Genomic DNA, 22,337 nt, shown 5'->3' on the forward strand with positions numbered 1-22,337 from the left:
GCCGCCGCCGGTCAGCCGGGCGCCGTCCGCAGACCCTTGCCGAGGGTGGCGGTCAGCGCGGCGACGGTGACCAGCAGGGGGAAGACCAGCAGGGCCGGTCCCGGGCTCCAGCGGGCCAGCAGGGCGCCGGCCAGCGCGGGCGCCAGGGCGGCGGCCGAACCGGCGGCGAGCAGCACCCCGCCGACCACGCGGCCCTGGAGGTGGTCCGGGGTGACGGCGGCCTGGTGGCCGAAGAGGGCCGCGTTGGCGGTGGGCCCGAGGAACACGGCGGCGGCCAGGGGTACGGCGGCCAGGACCGACCGGGACAGCAGCGCGCTGACCGTCATCAGCGCGACGGTGGCCCAGCACAGCAGCGTGATCAGGACCGGCAGCCGCAGCCGGCGCTGGAGGGCCGGGGCGGCGAACGCGCCGAGCAGGCCGCCGAGCGCGAAGATCGTGCCGGCGACGCCCACCAGGGCCGGTGGCACACCGGCCCGCCGCAGCGCGAGGGTCATGGCGAAGATCATGCCGGTGAAGGCCATGTTCAGCGGGGCGGCGATCACCAGCAGGGCCCGCAGGAACGGGTGCCCCAGCAGGAAGCGCAGCCCCTCGGCGGCGGACGGTGGGGCGGACGGGCCGGCCGGCGCCCCGGTGGCCCCCTCCGCGGGCCGCCGGGGCTCCTGGAGCGGCCGCCGGATCCGGCAGACGGCCACGAGGGAGAGCAGGTAGCTCAGCGCGTTGCCGAGGAAGGGCAGGGCCCGGCCGAGCCCGAACAGCAGGCCGCCCAGCGGCGGTCCGGCCAGCGACACGCCGTACGCGCGGGCCTCGTTGCGGGCGACGGCGGGGACGAGCTGGTCGGGCCGGACCAGGTTGCGCACCGAGGCGTGCTCGGCGGTGCTGAAGACGGCCGTGGCGGCGGCGCCGGCGACCACCACCGCGAGGATCACCGGCAGGCCGGCGGTGCCGGTCACCACCGCCCAGCCGAGCAGGGCGTACAGGACGAGCCGCAGGACGTCGCAGACGATCATCAGCCGGCGCCGGTCGAACCGGTCGGCGAGGACCCCGGCCGGCAGCCGGCACACCAGGGTGGTGACCAGCCCGGCGGTGCCGACGAGCCCGGCCCGCGCCGGCGACCCGGTCTGCTGAAGCACCAGCAGGGGCAGCGCCAGTTCCACCATGGCGCCGCCCAGGTCGGACAGGCACTGGCCGGTCCACAGCAGGTTGAAGTCGCGGTTGCGCCACAGGCCGGGCGGCGGGCCGGTGCCGGCCTCGCCGGCGGCCTCCTCGGTGAGCGGCGGCCCGCTCACACCCGGTCCTCGTCGGCCGCCGCCGCGCCGGCCGCGGCCTGACCGGCCGGCACCCCGGCGGCCGGGACCGCGAGCGGGGTCGCGGGCGAGGCCGGGTCCGGGTCCCGCGGTCCGGCCGCGTCCGGGGTCCCGGCCCCGCCGGGGGTGTCCGCCGGGGCCGCGGGCGCGGGCGCCTCGCGGGTGGGGATGACCAGCAGCCTGGTGACGGTGCCGTCGTCGTCGACGACGTCCCGGACGTGGCGGAAGCCCAGGCGCCGGCACATGGACAGGCTGGCGGTGTTCGCGGCGCCCACCATGCCGTACGCCTCGCTGAGCCCGAGGTTGTCGGCGGCGTGCCGGAGCAGACCGCGGACGACCTCGCCGCCCAGCCCGCGTCCCCAGTACCCGGGGGCCAGCGCGGTGACCAGTTCGTGTCCGTCGACGTTGCCGGTCGGCTTCACCTCGGCGTGGCCGACGTAGTCGCCGTCCAGCCACAGGCCCCAGACGTCGAAGCGGCCCTGGGGGTAGACGTCTTCGAGGATGGCGTGGAACAGCTCGCGGATCTGCGGTTCGGGCACGAGGTCCTGCCCCATCCAGCGGCACACCTCCTCGTCGCGCAGCAGGGCGACGAAGACGTCCTCGTGTTCGGGCCGGTAGGGGAGGAAGTGCAGGCGTTCGGTGCGCAGGGCGGGGGTCATGGCGGGCTCCTCGGGAGTGAAGCGGGTGCGGTGGGGGCCGAGGGCGGTGGGGCACCGGGACGGCGACGCGTGGGGGGAAGGGGGCCGGGCGTGCCGGGCCGGCGCGGGTGCGGCCGGCCCGGCTGCGGTGCGGGAGCGTCCGGTCAGGCGCCGGTGTTCTCCATGCGCTCGCGCAGGCTCCGGGGGCGCATGTCGGTCCAGACCTCGTCGACGTACGCGGAGCACTCGGCCTCGGTGCCCTCCTTGCCGACGGGCTGCCAGCCGGCGGGCACCTCGATGTCGGCGGGCCAGAGGGAGTACTGCTCCTCGTCGTTGCGCAGCACCTGGTAGCGGGTGTTCTCGTCCATGTCGGGTTCCTCCGTGGTGCGGTTCGGGTGGGGGCGGGGCGGTCGTGGCGGCCCGGGCGGGCCGGGTCGGGTGGTCGGGGCGCGGGGGGCGCGGGGGCCGCGCCGGGCCGTCGCCCGGCGCGGGGCCTCGCGGGGGCGGCGGGTCCTCACCGGCCTCCCCTGGCGTGCCGGGCGAGGTGGCGCAGGGCCTCGGCGAACTCCTCGGCCACCCGGCGCACGGTCTCCGTGTCGTGGACGGCGGGCCGGTGGTGCCAGGTGAAGGCGAGCCGGCCGTTCTGCACCGCGCCCACCACCTCCACCGGGTGCGAGCCGGGGTCGCGGGGGTCGTGGTCCTGTCCGAGGGAGCCGTGTTCGGCGCGGATGAGGCCGCCGTCCGCGGTCTCGGGGCGGGCGTCCCACTGGCCGAGGTAGTTGAAGACCACCTGACCGTGGGCCCGGGCGCCGCCGAGGCGTTCGCGGACCCCGGGCGGGCCGAAGGTGCGCAGCGCGCCGAAGCCGATGCCGTTGCCGGGGACGGCGCGCAACTGCCGGCGCACCGACTTCACCAGGGACTTCCAGTCGCGGTCCGGGCCGAGACCCCCGGGGTCGGGCACCTGGACGGCGACCGGGTAGACGGTGGTGAACCAGCCGACGGTGCGCGAGAGGTCGACGCCGTCGAGCAGGTCCTCGCGGCCGTGGCCCTCCAGGTCGAAGCGGACCCGGTCGTCCCCGGTCCAGCGGGCCAGGGCCAGGGCGAGGGCGGCCAGCAGCACGTCGTTGACCCGGGTGCGGTACGCGGTCGGCGCGGAGCGCAGCAGGGCCGTGGTGTCCTCCTCGTCCAGTTCCACCCCGACCGTGGCGGCCGGGCCCGCGGCGGGTGCCGGTGCCGGGTCCGCCGGGCCGGTGCCCGCGCTGACCGCCTGCTCCCAGTGGGGCAGTTCGTCGTCGAGGCCGCCGTCGGCGACGTGCGCGGCCAGGCGCCGCGACCACTCGCGGAAGCTGGTGCCGCGCTCCCCCAGCGCCACCGGGCCGCCCTGGCGGGCCTGCCGGTAGGCGGTCTCCAGGTCGTCGCGCAGGACGCGCCACGACACGGCGTCCACCACCAGGTGGTGGGCGACGAGGAGGAGGAACGCGGGACGGTCCGGGTCGCCGGTGAACAGGGCCGCCCGCAGGTGCGGGCCCCGGGCCAGGTCGAAGCCGGCGTGCAGTTCGTCGGCGGCCTTCGCCATGGCCGCGTCGGCGTCCTCGGCGGACAGCCCGGTCAGGTCGTGCCGGACGAGGATGTCCTGGCCGGCGGCGGGCGGCGGGTTGAACTGCCGCCAGCCGTGCTCGTCCCGGGTGAACCGCATGCGCAGGGCGTCGTGGTGGTCGAGCAGCGCGCCGAGCGCGGTGTCCAGCGCCGCGGGGTCGGGGCTGCCGTCGAGTTCCAGCAGCGCCGACTGGTTGAAGTGGTGGTGGGCCGCCCGGGGGGTGGTCAGGAACCACTCCTGGATCGGGGTGAGCGGCACCTCGCCGGTCACCGGGCCGTCGTCGGACCGGCGGGGCGCGGTGCGGACGACGGTGGCGAGTTCGGCGACGGTCTGGTGCGTGAACAGGTCCCGGGTGGCGACGTGCAGACCGTCCCGGCGCAGCCGCGAGACCACCTGCATGCTCAGGATGGAGTCGCCGCCGAGCGCGAAGAAGTTGTCGTCGGCGCCGACCTCCGCGATGCCCAGCACATCGGCCCAGATGCGGGCGACCCGGCGTTCGGTGTCGGTGCGCGGCGCGGTCCGCGGGCCGTCCGCGGTCTGCGCGGGGCCGGGTGCGGGCAGGGCCCGCCGGTCGGTCTTGCCGTTCGGGGTGAGCGGCAGCCGGTCGAGCGGGACGAACAGCGCGGGCACCATGTGCGGGGGCAGCAGCCCGGCGAGGTGCAGCCGCAGTTCGCCGACGGGCAGCCCGGCGGCGGACGGCTGCGCGGGGACGACGTAGGCGACGAGCCGGGCCGGGGCGCCGCCGTCCTCCGCCGGGCGGACGACGACGACCGCGTCCCGCACGAGTTCGCTGCGGCGCAGCGCGCCCTCGATCTCGCCGGGCTCGATCCGGAAGCCGCGCAGCTTGACCTGGTCGTCGGCGCGTCCGGCGAACCGGAGCCGGCCGTCGGCGGTCCAGCGGACCAGGTCCCCGGTGCGGTACATCCGCTCCCCCGGCGCGCCGAACGGGTCGGGCACGAACCGCTGCGCGGTGAGTCCCGGCCGGCCCAGGTAGCCGCGGGCCAGGCCGGGTCCTGCGATGTACAGCTCCCCGGTCACGCCGGGCGGTACGGGGCGCAGGGCGGCGTCGAGCACCCGGACGCGGGTGCCGCCGGAGGGGCGGCCGATGGACGGGGCGCCGGTGCCGGGGGTGAGCGGGCCGGTCCAGGTGGCGACCACGGTGGCCTCGGTGGGCCCGTAGGAGTTGATCATCCGGCGGCCGGGCGCCCAGGTGTCGACGAGGTCGGCGGGGCACGCCTCGGCGCCCACGATGAGGGTGCGCAGGCGGGGCAGGGCGGCGGCCGTGCCGGGCGGGACGGTGGCCAGTGCCGCCGGGGGGATCAGGGTGTGGCTGATCCGGCGTTCGGCGAGCACCTCGGCCAGCCTCTCGCCGACCAGCGGCCCTTCCTCACCGGTGACCAGCGCGGCCCCGGCGAGCAGCGAGACGCACAGTTCCAGCACGGAGGCGTCGAAGCTCGGGGAGGCGAACTGGAGCACCCGGTCGCCGGGGCCCGCCGCGTACCGTTCGGCGGCCGCCGCGGCGAAGGAGGCGAGGCCGCGGTGGGTGACGACGACGCCCTTGGGGGTGCCGGTGGAGCCGGAGGTGTAGATGACGTAGGCGGGGTGGCCGGGGGTGAGCGCGGTGGGGCGGTCGGCGTCCGTGGGTGCCGTGTCCGGTCCGTCGGCGGCCCAGACCTCGGCCGGATCGCCGAGGACGAGGTGGGCGCCGGCGTCCCGGACCATGAACTCCCGGCGCGGCCCGGGATAGTCGGGGTCGACGGGCAGGAAGGCGCCGCCGGCCTTGGCGACGGCGAGCTGGGCGACCACGGACGCCGCGGAGCGGGGCAGCGCGAGGGCGACCACGCGCTCGGGTCCGACGCCGTCGCGCAGCAACCGGTGGGCCAGCCGGTTGGCGGCCCGGTCCACCTGCGCGTAGGTCAGTTCCCGGTCGCCGTCGACGAGCGCCACCGCGTCCGGGGTGCGGGCCGCCTGCCGTTCGAACAGGGCGGGCAGAGTGGCCTCGGCGACCGGGCGGAAGGTGCCCCGGCCCTGCTCCAGCAGGGCCTTCTGCTCGTCGGAGGAGGTCAGCGGCAGGGCGCCGAGCGGGCGGTCCGGATCCTCGGCGACGGCGCGCAGCAGGGTGCCGAGCTGTCCGGCCATCCGCTCGGCCGTGGCCGGGTCGAACAGGTCGGTGTTGTAGGTGAGCAGGCCGTGCAGGTCTCCGGAGCCGGTCTCGGCGAACTCCAGTGTGAGGTCGAACGCGGCCTGCTCGGAGTCCGGTTCGACGTCGGTGACCTGGAGCCCCGGCAGGTCGAGTGCGGCGGCCGGGGTGTTCTGGAGGACGACCATGACCTGGAAGAGGGGGCTGCGGCTGGTGTCGCGGACGGGCTGCACCTCGTCCACGACCCGCTCGAACGGCACGTCCTGGTGGGCGAAGGCATCGAGCACGGTCTGCCGCACGGTGCGCAGGAACCCGGTGAACGGCTGCTCCGCGGCGGCCCGGGAGCGCAGCACCAGGGTGTTGACGAAGAACCCGACGAGGTGCTGGATCTCGGGCCGGTCGCGGCCGGCGGTGACGGTGCCGACGGCGATGTCCTCGGTGCCGGAGAGCCGGGCTAGGTAGGTCTGGGCGGCGGCGACGAGGGTGGTGAACAGGGTGGTGCCGTGGTCACGGGCGAGCCGGGTGAGCCTCCGTACGGTGCCGGCGGGGACCAGCAGCGGGGTGCTCGCCCCGGCGCTGGTGCGCACCGGCGGCCGGGGCCGGTCGGTGGGCAGTTCCAGCGGGGCGGTGTCGGCCAGCCGCTCCTTCCAGTAGGCGAGGTGGGCGTCGGCGTCGGTGTCGCCGGTGGTGCGCTGCCAGTGCGCGTAGTCGGCGTACTGCACCGGCAGGGGCGGCAGTTGGGGTTCCGTGGCGCCGAGTCCGGCGCGGTAGTGGTGGGCGAGGTCGCCGAGCAGGACGGAGGTGGACCAGCCGTCGGTGACGATGTGGTGCAGGGTGAGGCCGAGCACGTGGTCGTCGTCGGCGAGCCGGACCAGGGCGGCCCGCAGCAGCGGGCCCTCGCGCAGGTCGAAGGGGCGGGCGCGGTCCTCGGCGAGCAGGCGGCGCAGCGCCGTCCCGCGGTCGGCGTCCGGCAGCGGGGACAGGTCTCGCACGGGCAGCGGGACGTCGTGCGGCGGGTGGACGATCTGGACGCCGTGGCCGTCCACGCTGTCGAAGGTGGTGCGCAGGGACTCGTGCCGGGCGACCACGGCGTCGAGGGCGGCGCGCAGCACGCCGGTGTCCAGGGGGCCGTGCAGCCGCAGGGCGAGCGCGGTGGTGTACTCGGCGCCGTCGGGTTCGAACTCCTGTAGGAACCAGAGGCGTTGCTGGGCGTGGGACATCGGTGCGACCGCGTCGCGGGCGACCGGGACGAGCGCCGGGCGGCCGGAGCCCTGCCGGTCGCCGAACAGCCGGGCCAGCGAGGCCGGTGTGGGGTGGGTGAACACCGCGCGCGGGGTGACGTCGGCGTCGAAGGCCTCCGCGAGGCGCGAGGCGAGCCGGATGCTGAGGATGGAGTCGCCGCCGAGCTGGAAGAAGTCGTCCTCCACGCCGGGCGGTTCGCTGCCCAGCACCTCCGCGAAGACGGCGGCGGTGCGGCGCTCGGCCTCGGTGCGGGGTCCGACCCGCGGGCGCCGGGACTCGGCGTCCGGTGCGGGCAGGGCGGCGCGGTCGACCTTGCCGTTGCGACTGAGCGGGAGGGCGGCGAGCGCGACGAAGGCGGTGGGGACGAGGTAGTCGGGCAGGGTGCGGGCGGCGAAGGCGCGCAGCCCCTCCTCGTCGGTGCCCGCCGGTCCGACGACGTAGGCGACGAGCCGTTTGGCGCCCGGCCGGTCCTCGCGGGCCAGGACGGCGACGTCCACGACGTCCGGGTGGGCGGCGAGCGCGGCCTCGACCTCGCCGGGCTCCACCCGGAAGCCCCGGATCTTCACCTGGTCGTCGGCGCGGCCGAGGAACTCCACGGTGCCGTCCGGCCGCCGCCGGGCCAGGTCGCCCGTGCGGTACATCCGGGTGCCGGGCGGGCCGAGGGGGTCGGCGAGGAAGCGGGCCGCGGTGTCGCCGGGTCGGCCCAGGTAGCCGCGGGCGACGCCCTCGCCGGCCAGGTACAGCTCGCCCGGGCAGCCGGGCGGCACGGGCCGCAGCCGGGCGTCGAGGACGTGGACCCGCATGTCGTCCAGCGGGCGTCCGATGGGCACGGTGCCGGGTACCGCCGCCGGGTCGGCGAGGGCGTGGGAGGTGGCGAAGGTGGTGGTCTCGGTGGGCCCGTAGCCGTCCACGACGGTCAGGCCCGGGCAGGCGGCGAGCACCCGGCGCACGGCCGGGGCGGGGACGACGTCGCCGCCGGTCCACACCTGGGCGAGGCCCCGGAAGCAGTCGGGCGCGTCCTGGGCGAGCAGCCGGAACAGCCCGGCGGTGAGCCACAGCGCGGTCGGCCGGTCCGGGCCGGCCGGCCGGCGCAGCAGGGCCGCGTCGACTCCGTCGCCGGGGGCCACGAGGACGCATCCGCCGTTGAGGAGCGGTGCCCACACCTCGAAGGTGGCGGCATCGAAGGCCACCGGGGAGTGCAGCAGCACCCGTGCGCACACGTCGCCGGTGAACCGGCTGTCGGTGGCCAGCGCGGCCACGTCCCGGTGCCGTACGGCGACGGCCTTGGGCAGGCCGGTGGAGCCGGAGGTGAACATCACGTAGGCCAGCCGGTCCGGGTCGGCGGCCGCCGGCTCCGCGGTCCCGGTGTCCTCCTGCCCGGGGCGGGCGGCGGCCACGTCGGCGGCGGTGAGGACGGTCGTGGCGCCGGCCTGGGCGAGCAGGGTGCGGCGGCGCTCCTCGGGGGCGCGGGTGTCCACGGGGACGTAGGCGCCGCCGGCCGTCAGCACCGCGAGTTCGGCGACGACGAGTTCGGCGGAGCGGTCCAGCAGGAGCGCCACCCGGTCCTCGGGGGCCAGCCCGCCGTCCCGCAGGCGCCGGGCCAGTGCGCCGGCCCAGTCGTGGAGCTCGCGGTAGGTGAGTTCGCGGTCGCCGTCGCGGACGGCGGGCGCGTCCGGGGTGCGGCGGGCCTGCTCGGCGAACAGGTCCACGGGGCTGCGCGGGGCCGTCCGGCGGGCGGTGGTGTTCCAGCCGGCCAGCAGTTCGCGGTCGGCCGCGGTGAGCAGGTCCAGGTCCGCGAGGTCGGCGTCGAACCCGTCGGCGAGGGCGGTGAGCAGGGCGGCCAACCGGTCGGCGGCCCGCCGCGCGGTGCCGGGGTCGAACAGGGCGGAGTCGTAGGCCAGGTCGAAACCGAGCCGGTCGGCCAGGTGGGCGCGCAGGCACCAGGGGAAGGTGGTGGCGTCGTCGGCGCGGACCTCCTCGACCCGGACGCCCGTGCGGGCGGTGGCCGACTCGTCGACGGGGTAGTTCTCGAACACCACCATGCTGTCGAACAGCGCCTCCCCGGCGGGGACCTCGCTCGCCGCCTGGATGCGGGGCAGGGCGAGGAAGTCGAAGCGCCGGGCGTCGGCCTGCCGTTCCTGGAGCCCGCGCAGCCAGGGCAGCACCGGTCCGGCGGGGACGCGGACCCGGGTCGGCACGGTGTTGATGAACATGCCGATCATGCCCTCGACGCCGGGCAGTTCGGCGGGGCGGCCGGAGACGGTGGTGCCGAACACCACGTCGTCCCGGCCGCCGGAGCGGGCCAGCAGCAGGGCCCAGGCGCCCTCGACCACGGTGTTGACGGTGAGTCCGGCGCGGGCGGCGGTCTCCCGCAGCCGCCGGGACACCTCCGGGTCCAGCTCGTGGTGGACGGCCGCGGCGGAGCGGGCGCGGTGGGCCTCGGCGGGGGTGCGGTCGTACGGCAGCGGGGTGCGGGCGGTGAAGCCGGCGAGCGCCTCGGCCCAGTGCCGTTCGGCCGCCGTCTCGTCCTGGGCGCCCAGCCAGTGCAGGAAGTCCGCGAAGGGGCGGCGGGCCGGCGGCGCCGGGTCGGGGCCGCCGGTGAGCGCCGCGTAGCGTTCGCAGACCTCGGTGAGCAGCTGTCCGGTGCTCCAGCCGTCGAGGACGATGTGGTGGGTGGACCACACCAGCAGCACCTCGTCGCCGGGCAGGGCGGCCAGGGTGAGCCGGGTGAGCGGCGCGGTGCCGAGGTCCAGGCCGGCCTCGCGGTCCTCGGCGAGCAGCCGTTCGGTGGCCTCCGCGCGCCGGTCCGGGGTCAGGGCGCGCCAGTCGAGGTGGGTGACGGGCAGTTCGGCGTGATGGTGGACGAGTTGCACCGGGTGGGGCAGGCCGTGCCAGTGGACGCTGGTGCGCAGGGCCGGGGTGCGGTCGGCGACCTGCTGCCAGGCCGCGGCGAAGGCGTGCGGGTCGGCCACCCCGGACAGCCGTACGGCGGTGCGGTCGAAGTAGGCGTGCTCGGTGTCCACCAGGCCGTGGAAGAGCATGCCGGACTGGAGCGGGGTGAGCGGCAGGACGTCCTCGATGTGCCGGCCGGTGCCGACGAGCCGGTCCAGCGCGTCCTGGCCGAGTCCGGCCAGGGGGAAGTCGGAGGGGGTGCGGCCGCCCGCGCCGGGGCGGGCGCAGTGGGCCACGATCTCCCGCAGGGCGGTCAGGGTCTCCTCGGCGAGCCGGCGGACGGTGTCCTCGTCGTAGATCTCCGCCGGGTAGGTCCAGCCGAGTTCGAGCCGGCCCTGCTGGACCACGCCGGTGACGTCGAGCAGGTAGGGGCGGGTCTCGTCGGGGTCGGTGTCCCGGCCGGCGGGCGGCAGGGAGCCGCGGATCAGGCCCGCGCCGCCGTCGCCCGTGTCCCACTGGCCGTGGTAGTTGAAGCCGACCTGCGGGGCCGGTGCCCCGGCGAGCGGGCTGCCGGGCACGAGGTGGCGCAGGGCGCCGTGGCTGAACCCGCGCAGCGGCACCTCGCGGAGCTGCTCCTTGACCGAGCGGAGGGTGTCGTGCCAGCCGGCGTCCGGGTCGGTGCGCAGGGCGAGCGGGAACTCGGCGGTGAACCAGCCGACGGTCCGTGACAGGTCGACGTCCTCGAACAGGTCCTCGCGGCCGTGGCCCTCCACGCCGAGCAGGATCCGGTCGCGTCCGCACCAGCGGGCCAGGGTGCGGCCGAGGGCACTGAGCAGGACGTCGTTGACCTGGGTGCGGTAGGTCTCCGGGACCGCGCGCAGCAGGGCGTCGGTGGTGCCGGCGTCCAGGGTGACCGTGAGGGTGGCGGCGGTGCCGTGGGTGTTCGGGCCGGGCCGGCCGGCGGGCAGCGCGGCCGGGGTCCGGGTGGCGCGCGTCCAGTACGCCAGGTCGGCGTCGAGGGCGCCCGCGCGGGTGTGCCGGTCGAGCCGGTCCGCCCACCGCAGGTAGGAGGTGCCGGTGGCGGGCAGCCCGGCGGGGCGGCCGGCCGCCGCCGCGCGGTGGGCGCTCTCCAGGTCCGCCAGCAGGATGCGCCAGGAGACGCCGTCGATCACCAGGTGGTGCGCGGTGACGACGAGCTGGCCCGCGCGGTCCGGGCCGCGGTCGAGGAACAGGACGCGGACGACCCGGCCGGTCGCGGGGTCGAGGGCGGCCTGCGCCCGGTCCGTGAGCCGCTGGGCCTCGGCCTCCAGCGCCGTGTCGTCGAGGCCGGAGAGGTCGTGCCGGGTGAAGACGCCGTCCGGCGCCTCGGGCAGCACGTCCTGGCGCCAGCCGTCGGCGGTGCGGCGGAACCGGGTGCGCAGGGCGGCGTGATGCCGTACGACGGCGTCGGTGGCGTCCCGGAGCGCCTGCGCGCCGGTGTCCGGGGCCAGTTCCAGGCGCTGGGTCATGGAGAAGCGCAGTCCGCGCGCGGGGTCGCGGCCGTCCAGGTACCAGTGCTGGATCGGGGTGAGCGGCGCCTCGGCGGGCTCGGTGTCGTCGGCGGTGCGGGTGCCCGGCGCCGACTCGCGGACGCTCAGGGCGAGTTCGGCGACCGTCTGGTGGCGGAAGACGTCCTTGGTGGTGAGGGCGAGTCCGGCCTGCCGGGCGCGGGAGACGATCTGGATGCTGAGGATGGAGTCGCCGCCGAGCGCGAAGAAGTTGTCGCGGGCGCCGACGCGTTCGGCGCCCAGCACCTGCGCCCAGATCTCGGCCAGGCGTTCCTCCGTGCCGGGCCGGGGGGCGACGTAGGGGGTGGTGCTGTCGGGCTGCGCCGGCGGGGCGGGCAGGGCGCGGCGGTCGGTCTTGCCGCTGGTGGTGCGGGGGATGCGGGCGAGCGGGACGAACGCGGCGGGCACCATGTGGTCGGGCAGGGTGCGGCGCAGCGCGAGGCGCAGGGCGTCGGCGGACGGGGTGCGGCCGGGGGCGGGCACCACATAGCCGACGAGCATGAGCCGGCCCGCGTGCTCCCGGGCGGCGACGGCGGCGTCGGCGACGTCCGGGTGCTCCAGGAGGGCGGCCTCCACCTCGCCGGGCTCGATGCGGAACCCGCGGATCTTGACCTGTTCGTCCACCCGGCCGAGGAACTCCAGCAGCCCGTCCCGGTCCCAGCGGGCGCGGTCCCCGGTGCGGTACATCCGCTCCCCCGGCACCCCGAACGGGTCGGCGAGGAAGCGGGCGGCGGTCAGGCCCGGCCGGTTCAGGTAGCCGCGGGCCACCTGCGCCCCGGCCAGGTACAGCTCGCCGGGCACCCCGGGCGGCACCGGGCGCAGGGCGCCGTCGAGCACGTAGGCGCGCAGGTTGCCGCCGGGGCGGCCGATGACGGGCCGGTCGGGCCGGTCGGCGCAGCGGCCGTAGACGGCGTCGACGGTGGTCTCGGTGGGCCCGTACATGTTGTACACGGCCACGCCCAGCTCCCGGTCGGCGCGCACGAGGTCGCGCCAGTCGGCGGGGGTGACGGCCTCGCCGCCGACGAGCAGCAGGCGCGGGTGGTGGCGGCCGGGGGCGAGCAGTCCGGCCGAGGTCAGTTCGCGCAGGAAGGTCGGGGTGACGTTCACCAGGTCGAGGCGGTCCCGGGCGATCCGGGCGCAGAACGCCTCCGGGTCCAACCGGACGTCCTCGTCGATCAGGTGGACCTCGTGGCCGAGGGCGAGGAGCAGCGGGCCCTCCCACGAGGTGTCGAAGGAGAAGGAGGCGCTCAGCGCGGCCCGCAGCCGCCGTCCGCCGCCGGTGTGCGGGGCGAGCAGGCCGGTGCGGTGGTCGTGGCAGAGGTTGACGAGCTGCCGGTGCTCGACGGCGACGCCCTTGGGGCGGCCGGTGGAGCCGGAGGTGTAGACGATGTACGCGGTGTGTCCGGGCAGCAGGGGGCGGACGCGGTCGGCGTCGGACGGGTCGTGGTCGGGCAGCCGGTCCCAGGGCACCGCGCCGAGGTCGGTCAGCAGGGTGTGCGGCCGGGCGTCGGCGAGGAGGAGGTCGGCGCGCTCCGGCGGGAGGCCGGGGTCGAGGCAGAGCAGCGCGGCGCCCGCCTTGAGGACTCCGAGGAGCGCCACCACCAGGTCGGAGGTGCGCGGGAGCCGTACGGCGACCACGTCCTCGGGTCCGGCGCCGCGGGCGGCGAGGTGGTGGGCGAGCCGGTTGGCCCGCCGGTTCAGCGCGGCGAAGTCGAGGGTGGTGTCGCGGGCGGCGAGTGCCGTGCGGTCCGGGGTGCGGGCGGCCTGCGCCTCGAACAGGGCGGGGAAGGTGGTGCCGGGCTCGGGCAGCAGGGCGCCCCGGCCGTGGCGGAGCACCTGCCGGCGTTCGTCGTCGGTCATCAGCGGCAGCGTGCCCACGGGCCGCCCGGGGTCCTCGGCGGCGGCCTCCAGCAGGACCCGGAGCCGGGCGGCGAGGCGTTCGGCGGTGTCGGCGTCGAACAGGCCGGTGTCGTACTCCAGGTAGCCGGTGAGGCCGTCGTCGCCGGTGATGAAGTCGAAGGCGAGGTCGAAGGTGGCGTTCCGGACCGGCGGGGTCACCGGTTCCACCGCCAGGCCGGGCAGCTCGGGCGGCTCCGCGCCGAGGTTGTGCAGGGCGACCATGACCTGGAAGAGCGGGGTGCGGCTGGTGTCCCGTTCGGGCTGGACGGCGTCCACCACGCGCTCGAAGGGCACCTCCTGGTGCGCGAACGCGTCCAGGACGCCCGCGCGCACCTCGGCCAGCAGGTCGCGGAAGGGCAGGTCGGGCCGGACCCGGGCGCGCAGCACCAGGGTGTTGACGAACATGCCGACGACGTCGTGCAGTTCGGGCCGCTCCCGGCCGGCGGTGACGGTGCCGACGGTGACGTCCTCCTGGCCGGCCCAGCGGGCGAGCAGCACCTGGCAGGCCGTCACCAGGGTCATGTACAGGGTGGCGTCGGCCTCCCGGCCGCGTGCGCGCAGCCGCTCGGTCAGCCCGGCGGGCAGGGTGAACGTCACCAGGGCGCCGTCGCGGCCGCGGACGGCCGGCCGCGGCCGGTCGGTGGGCAGCTCCAGCGGGACCACCCCGTCCAGGGCGCGCCGCCAGTGCGCGAGTTCGGCCTCGGCGCGGTCGGCGCGGGAGCGCTGCCAGGCCGCGTAGTCGGTGTACCGGACGGGCAGTGCGGGCAGCCGCGCGCCGCGGTTCTCCAGGGCCGCCGTGTACAGCTCGCCGAGGTCGCGGGCGAGGACGCCGACCGACCAGCCGTCGGTGACGATGTGGTGGACGGCCAGGACCAGGACGTGCTCGTCCGGGCCGAGCCGGGCGAGGCGGGCCCGCAGCAGGGGGCCGGTGGTGAGGTCGAACGGGGTGGCGGCCGCCTGCTGGAGGAAGCCGTCCAGCGCGGCCTCGTCCGGGAGGCCGGTCACCGGGAGGTCCACGGGCCGCGGCGGTCCGACGACCTGGTGTGCCTGGCCGTCGTGCTCGGCGAAGGTGGTGCGCAGGGCCGGGTGCCGGGCGACCAGTCCGTCCAGGGCGGTGCCGAGGGCGGCGGTGTCCAGCGGACCGCGCAGCCGCAGCACCGACAGGGTGGTGTACTCGGTGCTGCCCGGTTCGAACCGGTCGAGGAACCACAGCCGCTGCTGGGCGTACGACAGGGGCGCCGGGCCGTCGCCGGGGGCGGCCGGGATGGTCGCGGCGCCGTCGCCGGAGCGGGGCTCGCCGAGCGCGGCCGCGAGGCCGGACAGCGTGGGGTGGGTGAACAGCAGCCGGGGCGAGACGTCCGTGCCGAAGGCGGCGCGCAGCCGGGAGGTGACGCGGACGGCGAGGATGGAGTCGCCGCCGAGCGCGAAGAAGTCGTCGTCGGCGCCGACCTCGCCGGTGTCCAGGACGTCCGTCCAGGCGGCGGCGACCAGCCGTTCGGCCGGGGTGCGCGGCGGGGTCCGGGTGCCGTCGGCGGCGAAGCCGCCGGGGCCGGGCGCGGGCAGGGCGCGCCGGTCGAGCTTGCCGTTGACGGTGAGGGGCAGCGCGGCCATCGGGACGTAGGCGGCCGGCACCATGTGCGCGGGCAGCAGTCCCTCCAGGTGGGCGCGGAGTTCGGCGGCGGGCGGCGCGGCGCGGTCGCCGGTCCCGGTGCCGACGACGTGGGCGACCAGCCGGCGGGTCCCGGCGGTGTCCTCGTACACGCCGACCGTGGCCGCGGCGACGCCCGGGTGGCGGTGCAGGGCGGCCTCGATCTCGCCGGGTTCGATGCGGTAGCCGCGGATCTTGACCTGCTGGTCGGCGCGGCCCAGGTACTCCAGGGTGCCGTCGGCCCGCCAGCGGGCCCGGTCCCCGGTGCGGTACATGCGGGTGCCGGGCCGGCCGAAGGGGTCGGCGGGGAACCGGGTCGCGGTGAGTCCGGGCCGGTTGAGGTAGCCGCGGGCCAAGCCCTCGCCGGCGACGAAGAGTTCGCCGACCGCGCCGGGCGGCACCGGCTGGAGCGCGTCGTCGAGGACGTAGAGCCGCAGGTCGGGTATGCCGGTTCCGATGGGGCTCGCGGTGGCCGCGCGGGCCGTGGAGCGGTCGAGCGCGGCGTGGGTGACGTGCACGGTGGTCTCGGTGATGCCGTACATGTTCACCAGGCGGGGCGCGGTGTCGGGGTGGCGGGCGTACCAGTCGGCGAGCCGGGCCACGTCCAGCGCCTCGCCGCCGAAGATCACGGTGCGCAGGGCCAGCCGGTCGCCCACGTCGGGCCGTTCGGCGTCCGCGCGGATCAGCGGGTAGAACGCGGAGGGGGTCTGGTTGAGCACGGTGACCCGCTCGTCGGCGAGCAGGCGCAGGAAGTCCTCCGGGGAGCGGGCCGTGTCGTCGGGGACGATCACGAGCCGGCCGCCGTGCAGCAGCGGGCCCCACAGCTCCCACACCGAGAAGTCGAAGGCGTAGGAGTGGAACAGCGTCCACACGTCGTCGGGGCCGAAGCCGAACCAGTGCCGGGTGCGGGTGAACAGCCGGACCACGTTGGCGTGCGGGACGACGACGCCCTTGGGCCGGCCGGTGGAGCCGGAGGTGAAGATGGCGTAGGCGGGGTTCTCGGGCAGGGAGCGCCGGGCCGGGCCGGCGACCGGCCGCCGGGCCAGGTCGGCCCGCACCTCCGGGTCGTCCAGCAGCAGGACCGGCACGCCGGTCCCGGTGCGGGTGGCGGTGGTGGTGACCAGTGCCACCGGGGCGGCGTCCGCGAGCAGGTCCCGTACGCGTTCCGGGGGCAGGGCCGGGTCGACGGGCAGGTAGGCGGCGCCGGTGCGCAGGACGGCGAGGACGGCCACGACGAGGTCGGTGGAGCGGGGCAGCGCGAGGGCGACGAACGTCTCGGGCCCGGCGCCGAGTTCGGTGAGCCGGTGGGCGAGCCGTGCGCTGCGGGCGTCCAGGGCGGCGTAGTCGAGCCGGTCGTCGCCGCAGGTGACGGCCTCGGCGTGCGGGGTGCGCGCGGCCTGGGCGGCGAAGAGCGCGTCGAGGGTGTCGGCGGGCCGGCCCTCCTCGGTGCCGTTCCAGTCGGTCAGCATCCGCCGCCGTTCCCCGGCGGTGGTGAGGGCGAGGGAGCGCAGCGGCCGGTGCGGGTCGTCGGCCAGCTCGGTGAGCAGCAGGCACAGCCGGCCGGCGAGGTCGGCCGCGGTGGCGGCGTCGAACAGCGCGGGGTCGTAGGCGAGGTCGAAGCCGAACCGCTCGCCCTGGTAGGCCCGCAGCACCAGCGCGTAGTTGGTGGCGTCCCGGGCGGACACGTCCGTCAGGCGGATGCCGGAGCCGGCCGCGGCGGACTGCTCGAAGGGGTAGTTCTCGAAGGCCACCATGCTGTCGAACAGGGCGCTGCCGGCGGGCACGTCGCTCAGCGAGGTCAGCTCGGCGAGGGAGACCTCCGCGAACCGGCGTGCCCCGGCCTGGTCCGCCTGGAGTTCCGCGAGCCAGTCGGCGGCGGTGCGGCCCCCGTCCACGCGGACCCGGGTGGGCAGCGTGTTGATGAACATGCCCACCATGGACTCGGCGCCGGGCAGGTCGTCGGGGCGGCCGGAGACGGTGGTGCCGAACAGGACGTCCGGCTCGGCGCTGTACCGGGACAGCAGCAGCGCCCAGGCGCCCTGCACCACGGTGCCGAGGGTGAGCCCGGCCGCCCGGGCCGTACGGGCCAGCCGGGCGGAGACCTCGCCGGACAGCCCGGCCGTGTGCACCGCCGCGGACCTGGTCTCGTGTCCCGGGGGGCGGACGCGGTCGACGGGCAGCGGGGTGGGGGTGGCGAACCCGTCGAGGACGGCCTCCCAGTGCGCCCGCGCGGCGGTGCCGTCGCGGCCGGCCAGCCAGCGCACGTAGTCGCCGAACGGCCGGCGCGCCGGGGGCCGGGGCGTGCCGCCGGTGGTGAGCGCCGTGTACTCCTCGAACACCTCGGTGAGCACCTGGGCCAGGCTCCAGCCGTCCAGGATCAGGTGGTGGGAGGTCCACAGCAGGTGCAGCCGGTCGCCGGGCAGCCGGACGAGGGTGAGCCGCATCAGGGGCGCCGTGCCGAGGTCCAGGCCGCGCCCGAGGTCCTCGGCGCGCAACCGGTCCAGCCGCTCGGCCCGTTCCGCCGGGTCCGTCTCGCGCCAGTCGAGCCGGGTCACGGGCACGGTGACCCGGTGGTGCACGACCTGGAGCGGCACCGGCACGCCCTCCCACACCACGGAGGTGCGCAGGGCGGGGGTGCGGTCGGTCACCCGCTGCCAGGCCGTCGCCAGGGCGTCGGGGTCGGTGACGCCCTCCAGCAGCAGCGCGGCCTGGTCCACGTAGACGTCGTCCGGTCCGCCGACCAGCCGGTGGAAGAGCATGCCCTCCTGGAGCGGGGTCAGGGGCAGCAGGTCGGCCACGTCCCGGCCGTCCCCGGCGAGCCGGTCCACACCCGCCTGGTCGAGGCCGGCCAGCGGGAAGTCGGAGGGGGTGCGGCCGCCCGCGCCGGGGCGGGCGCAGTGCTCGGCGATGGCGGCGAGGGCCTGCGCCATGCCGTCGGCCAGGGCCCGGACGGTGCCGGGGCGGTGCACCTGGTCGCTGTAGTGCCAGGTGATCTCCAGTTCGCCGCCGGCGACGACGGCGGACACGTCCAGGAGGTGGTCCAGCGGGGCGGCGGGGTCCATGTCCCGGCCGGGGACGTCCGCGACGGGGGCGAAGTCGCCGCCGGCGGGCGCCTCCCACTGTCCGTGGTAGGTGAAGCAGACCTCGGGCAGCGGCAGTTCGCCGAGGGCGCGGGCCTCCGGCCGGGGTGAGCCGAGGTGGCCCAGGGCCTGGTAGCCGAGGCCGCGGCGGGGCACGGCCCGCAGGCCTTCCTTGACGGCCTTGAGCGTGGCCCCCCAGTCCTCCGGGCCGGCCGGGACCAGGGTGACCGGGTACTGGGTGGTGAACCAGCCGACCGTGCGGGACAGGTCGGCGCCGTCGGCCAGGTCCTCCTCGCGGCCGTGGCCCTCCAGGGCGACGGTCACCCGGTCGGCGCCCGTCCAGTCGGCGAGGACCCGGCCCAGCGCGCTCAGCAGGACGTCGTTGACCTGGGTGCGGTACGCGGCCGGCACCTTGCGCAGCAGTGCCCCGGTGGTGGCCCGGTCCACCCGGGTGCGGACGGTGCGGACGGACCCGGCGAGCGGGGTGCCGGGGAGGTCGACGGGGAGCGGGGTGCGCGGCTGCGCGGCCTCCCGCGTCCAGTGGGGCAGGTCGTCGTCCAGGTCGCCGGCCCGGACGCGTTCGGCCAGGGTGCGCGCCCAGTCGGCGAACGGGGTGTGCTCGGGTTCGAGCCGGGGCTCCTCGCCGGCCGCGGCCCGCCGGTAGGCGCGTTCCAGGTCCGCGAGCAGCACCCGCCAGGAGACGCTGTCGACCGCGAGGTGGTGCACGGTGAGGAACAGCCGCGGCCGCTCGTCGCCGGTGAGCAGGGCCGCGCGCAGCAGGGCGCCGGTGGCCGGGTCGAGGGCGGCGCGGGCGGCGTCCGCGGCCTCGGCGGGCGGGGTCCCGGGGCCGTGGCGGGTGAGCAGCCCGGTGGCCGGGCCGGTGCCGGGGTGCTGCCGGTGGCCGTCCGCGGTGCGGGTGAAGCGCGCCCGCAGCGCCGGGTGGCCGGCCACGACGGCGTCCAGCGCCCGGGCCAGCGCCGGCTCGTCGAGGTCGTACGGCAGGTCGAGCAGCATCGACATGCTGAAGTGGGCGAGCGGCCCGTGGGTGGCGAAGAACCACTCCTGGACCGGGGTGAGCGGGGCGGGCCCGTCGTCGTGCGGGCGGCGGGGCGCGGGGACGGCGGCGGTGCGGCGGGACGCGGCGGCGGCCAGGTCGGCGACGGTCTGGTGGCGGAAGACGTCCTGCGAGTTGATGCCGAGGCCCGCGGCCCGGGCCCGGGAGACGGCCTGGATGCTCAGGATCGAGTCGCCGCCCAGTTCGAAGAAGTTGTCCGTGACGCCCACCCGGGCCACCCCGAGCACCTCGGCCCAGATGGCGGCGAGGGTCTCCTCGTCCGGGGTGCGCGGGGCGGTGAACTCGCGGTCGCCGTCGCCGCCTTCGGGGTCGGGGGCGGGCAGGGCGCGGCGGTCCAGCTTGCCGCTGGTGGTCAGCGGCAGCGCCTCCAGCGGGGTGAAGGAGGAGGGCACCAGGGCGTCCGGCAGGACCTCGCGCAGGGCCGCGCGCAGCTCGGCCGGGACGGGCCGGGGCGCGCCGGGCGCGGGGACGACGTACGCGGCGAGGCGGGTGTGGCCGTGCGCGTCGGGGACGGCGACGACCGCGGCGGCGGCGGTGCCGGGCAGCGCGAGCAGGGCGGCCTCGATCTCGCCGGGCTCGATGCGGTGGCCGCGCACCTTGATCTGGTCGTCGGCGCGCCCCAGGTAGTCGAGGCTGCCGTCGCCGGTCCAGCGGGCCAGGTCGCCGGTGCGGTACATGCGGGTGCCGGGCGGCCCGTAGGGGTCGGGCAGGAAGCGGGCCGCGGTCAGGCCGGGCCGGCCGGCGTAGCCACGGGCCAGCTGGGCGCCCGCGAGGTACAGCTCGCCGCCGACGCCGGGCGGCACCGGCTGGAGGCGGCCGTCGAGGACGTAGGCCCGCACGCCGGGCAGCGGGCGGCCCACCAGCGGGCGGTCGCCGCCGCCGATGCGGCAGGACAGGGCGTCGACGGTGCACTCGGTGGGGCCGTAGAAGTTGTACGCGGCCGTGTCCGGATGGGCGGCCAGCTCGCGCCAGAGCGCGGGGCCCACCGCCTCGCCGCCCAGCATGAGGACCCGGGGGCGGTGCCGGGGGTCGGTGAGCAGCCCGGCGGGGAGAAGCTGCCGCAGGTAGGAGGGGGTGACGTCGAGGAAGTCGACGCGGTGTTCGACGACGTACTCGACCAGGGCGGCCGGGTCCATCCGGGTCACCTCGTCGACCAGGTGCAGCGGGTGGCCGTCGGCCATCAGCAGCACGCCTTCGAGGGAGGTGTCGAAGGAGAACGACGCGGTGAGCGCGACCCGCAGCGGGCCGCCGCCCGCCTCGGCGACGAAGCCGGCCCGGTGGGCGGCGAGCAGGCGGGACGCCGAGTGGTGTGTCACGGCGACGCCCTTGGGGCGGCCGGTGGAGCCCGAGGTGTAGATGACGTACGCGGTGTGGTCGGGGTCCGGCGGGGTGTGCGGGCCGGTGCCGGGAACGTCGGCGGGGACCGCGCGCAGGGCGGCCTCGTCCAGGACCAGGGCCGGGCGGGCGTCGTCGAGCAGGAAGCGGACCCGTTCGGCGGGCAGGGCCGGGTCCAGCGGCAGGTAGCCGGCGCCGGCCTTCCAGACCGCGAGGATCGCGACGATCATGTCGGCGGTGCGCGGCAGCCGCAGCGCGACCAGGCGCTCGGGTCCGGCCCCCTGGGCTATGAGGTGCCGGGCGAGCCGGTTCGCGCGGGCGTCGAGCGTGCCGTAGTCCAGCCGTTCGCCGCCCGCGACCAGGGCGAGGGCGCCGGGGGTGCGGGCGGCGCGGCGCTCGAAGAGCACCGGGTGGGGGGTGTCGTCCACGGGGAGCCGCGCGGGGGTGTTCCAGTCGTGCAGGACGCGCCGCGTCTCCTCCCCCGACAGCAGCGGCAGGGTGCCCAGCGGCCGGTCGGGGGCGTCGACGGCGCCCTGGAGCAGGCGCAGCAGCTGCCCGGCCAGCCGTTCGGCCGTGGCGGCGTCGAACAGGTCGGTGCGGTACTCCAGCAGACCGGTCAGCGCCGGTCCGTCGGGCACGAACTCGACGCTGAGGTCGAAGGTGGCCGCCTGCCGGGGCACGGTGACCGGGGTGGTGGCGAGCCCGCGCGGGGCGGTCGCCGCGGGCGGGTCGGGGTGCAGCAGCACCATGACGTCGAACAGGGGGTTGCGGCCCGGCTCGCGGGCGGCACCCGCCGCCTCCACGATCCGCTCGAACGGCGTGTCGCCGTGCGCGAAGGCGTCGTTCACCGTGTCGGCGGCCCTGGTCAGCAGCGCGCGGAAGGACCCGGCGGCGTCGACCGGGGTGCGCAGCACGACGGTGTTCACGAAGAAGCCGACGGTGCGTTCGAGGTCGGTGCGGGACCGGCCGGGGGTGAGGGAGCCGACGGTGACGTCGTCCTGGCCGGACCAGCGGGCCAGCAGGGCCTGGGTGGCGGCGACCAGGGCGGTGTGCAGGGTGCTGTGCTGCTCCCGCGCGAGGTCGCGCAGGCGCGCGGTCAGGCCGGCGGGCACGGTGAAGGTGTGCACGGCGCCCCGTCCCGCCTCCTCGCCGCGCCGGGGCCGGTCCAGGGGCAGCTCGGGGGCCACGGCGCCGGCCAGCCGCTCCTTCCAGTGGGCGAGGTCGCGTTCGAGGCGGGCTCCGGAGAGCCGTTCGCGCTGCCACACCGCGAAGTCCGGGTACTGCGTGTCCACCGGGGGCAGTTCGGGTGCCGAGCCGTGCGCGAGGGCGTCGTAGGCGGTGCACAGCTCGTCCAGGACCAGCCCCATGGACCAGCCGTCGGTGACGATGTGGTGGGCCGTCAGCAGCAGGACGTGCGAGGTGTCCGACTCGCGCAGCAGCAGGGCGCGCAGCAGCGGCCCGGCGGACAGGTCGAAGGGGCGGGCGTACTCGGCGCGGAGGTCCGCGTCGAGGTCGTGGGTGTCCCGCAGCGGCAGCGGCACCGGGCCGGCCGGGTGCACCCGCTGCGCGGGCCGGCCGTCGGTCTCCTCGAAGGTGGTGCGCAGGGCCTCGTGGCGGGCGACGACGGCGGCGAGGGCCGCCTCCAGGGCCGCGCGGTCCGGCGTGCCGGTGAGGCGGACCGCGACCGCGCTGTTGTAGCGGGCGTCGCCGGGCCGCAGCCGGTCCAGGAACCACAGGCGCTGCTGCGCGAAGGACAGCGGCAGCGGGTGGTCCCGGCCGGCGCGCGGGATGCCCTGCCGGGCGGCCGGGGCCTTGCCCGCGGTCCGTCCGGCGAGCCGCCGCCGCAGCGCCTCGCGCATCTCCTCGGGCAGGGCTTCGGCGCGGTCCCGCCGGGAGGGCCGGGCGGGGCCGGAGGGGTTCGAAGGGGTCGAAGACGTCAT

Annotated in this window: 4 protein-coding genes; all 4 read right to left on the bottom strand. The window is 77.1% G+C overall.

The window, feature by feature from the left end; all coding sequences use genetic code 11:
* Positions 1–11: 11 nt before the first annotated feature.
* Positions 12–1,286, bottom strand: coding sequence for an MFS transporter (locus ACZ4K2_RS00890; RefSeq protein ID WP_467472802.1), 1,275 nt, complete (start codon positions 1,284–1,286; stop codon positions 12–14).
* The gene (locus ACZ4K2_RS00895; protein ID WP_467472800.1) at positions 1,283–1,963 is read right to left on the bottom strand and encodes a GNAT family N-acetyltransferase; all 681 of its coding nucleotides are present in this window, start codon (positions 1,961–1,963) and stop codon (positions 1,283–1,285) included. Before ACZ4K2_RS00895 ends, ACZ4K2_RS00890 begins: the two co-directional genes overlap by 4 nt.
* Positions 1,964–2,106: 143 nt before the next feature.
* Positions 2,107–2,310 (bottom strand): MbtH family protein, encoded by a 204-nt coding sequence (locus ACZ4K2_RS00900; RefSeq protein WP_467472798.1) that lies wholly within the window; start codon positions 2,308–2,310, stop codon positions 2,107–2,109.
* Positions 2,311–2,456: 146 nt separating this feature from the next.
* The gene (locus ACZ4K2_RS00905; RefSeq protein WP_467472797.1) at positions 2,457–22,337 is read right to left on the bottom strand and encodes a non-ribosomal peptide synthase/polyketide synthase; all 19,881 of its coding nucleotides are present in this window, start codon (positions 22,335–22,337) and stop codon (positions 2,457–2,459) included.

Source organism: Streptomyces sp. NPDC025833 (assembly GCF_055558055.1).

Excerpts from the sequence above, each read along its gene's own strand:
- ACZ4K2_RS00895 (WP_467472800.1), bottom strand. The coding sequence starts at position 1,963 with ATGACCCCCGCCCTGCGCACCGAACGCCTGCACTTCCTCCCCTACCGG.
- ACZ4K2_RS00900 (WP_467472798.1), bottom strand. The coding sequence starts at position 2,310 with ATGGACGAGAACACCCGCTACCAGGTGCTGCGCAACGACGAGGAGCAG.
- ACZ4K2_RS00905 (WP_467472797.1), bottom strand. The coding sequence starts at position 22,337 with ATGACGTCTTCGACCCCTTCGAACCCCTCCGGCCCCGCCCGGCCCTCC.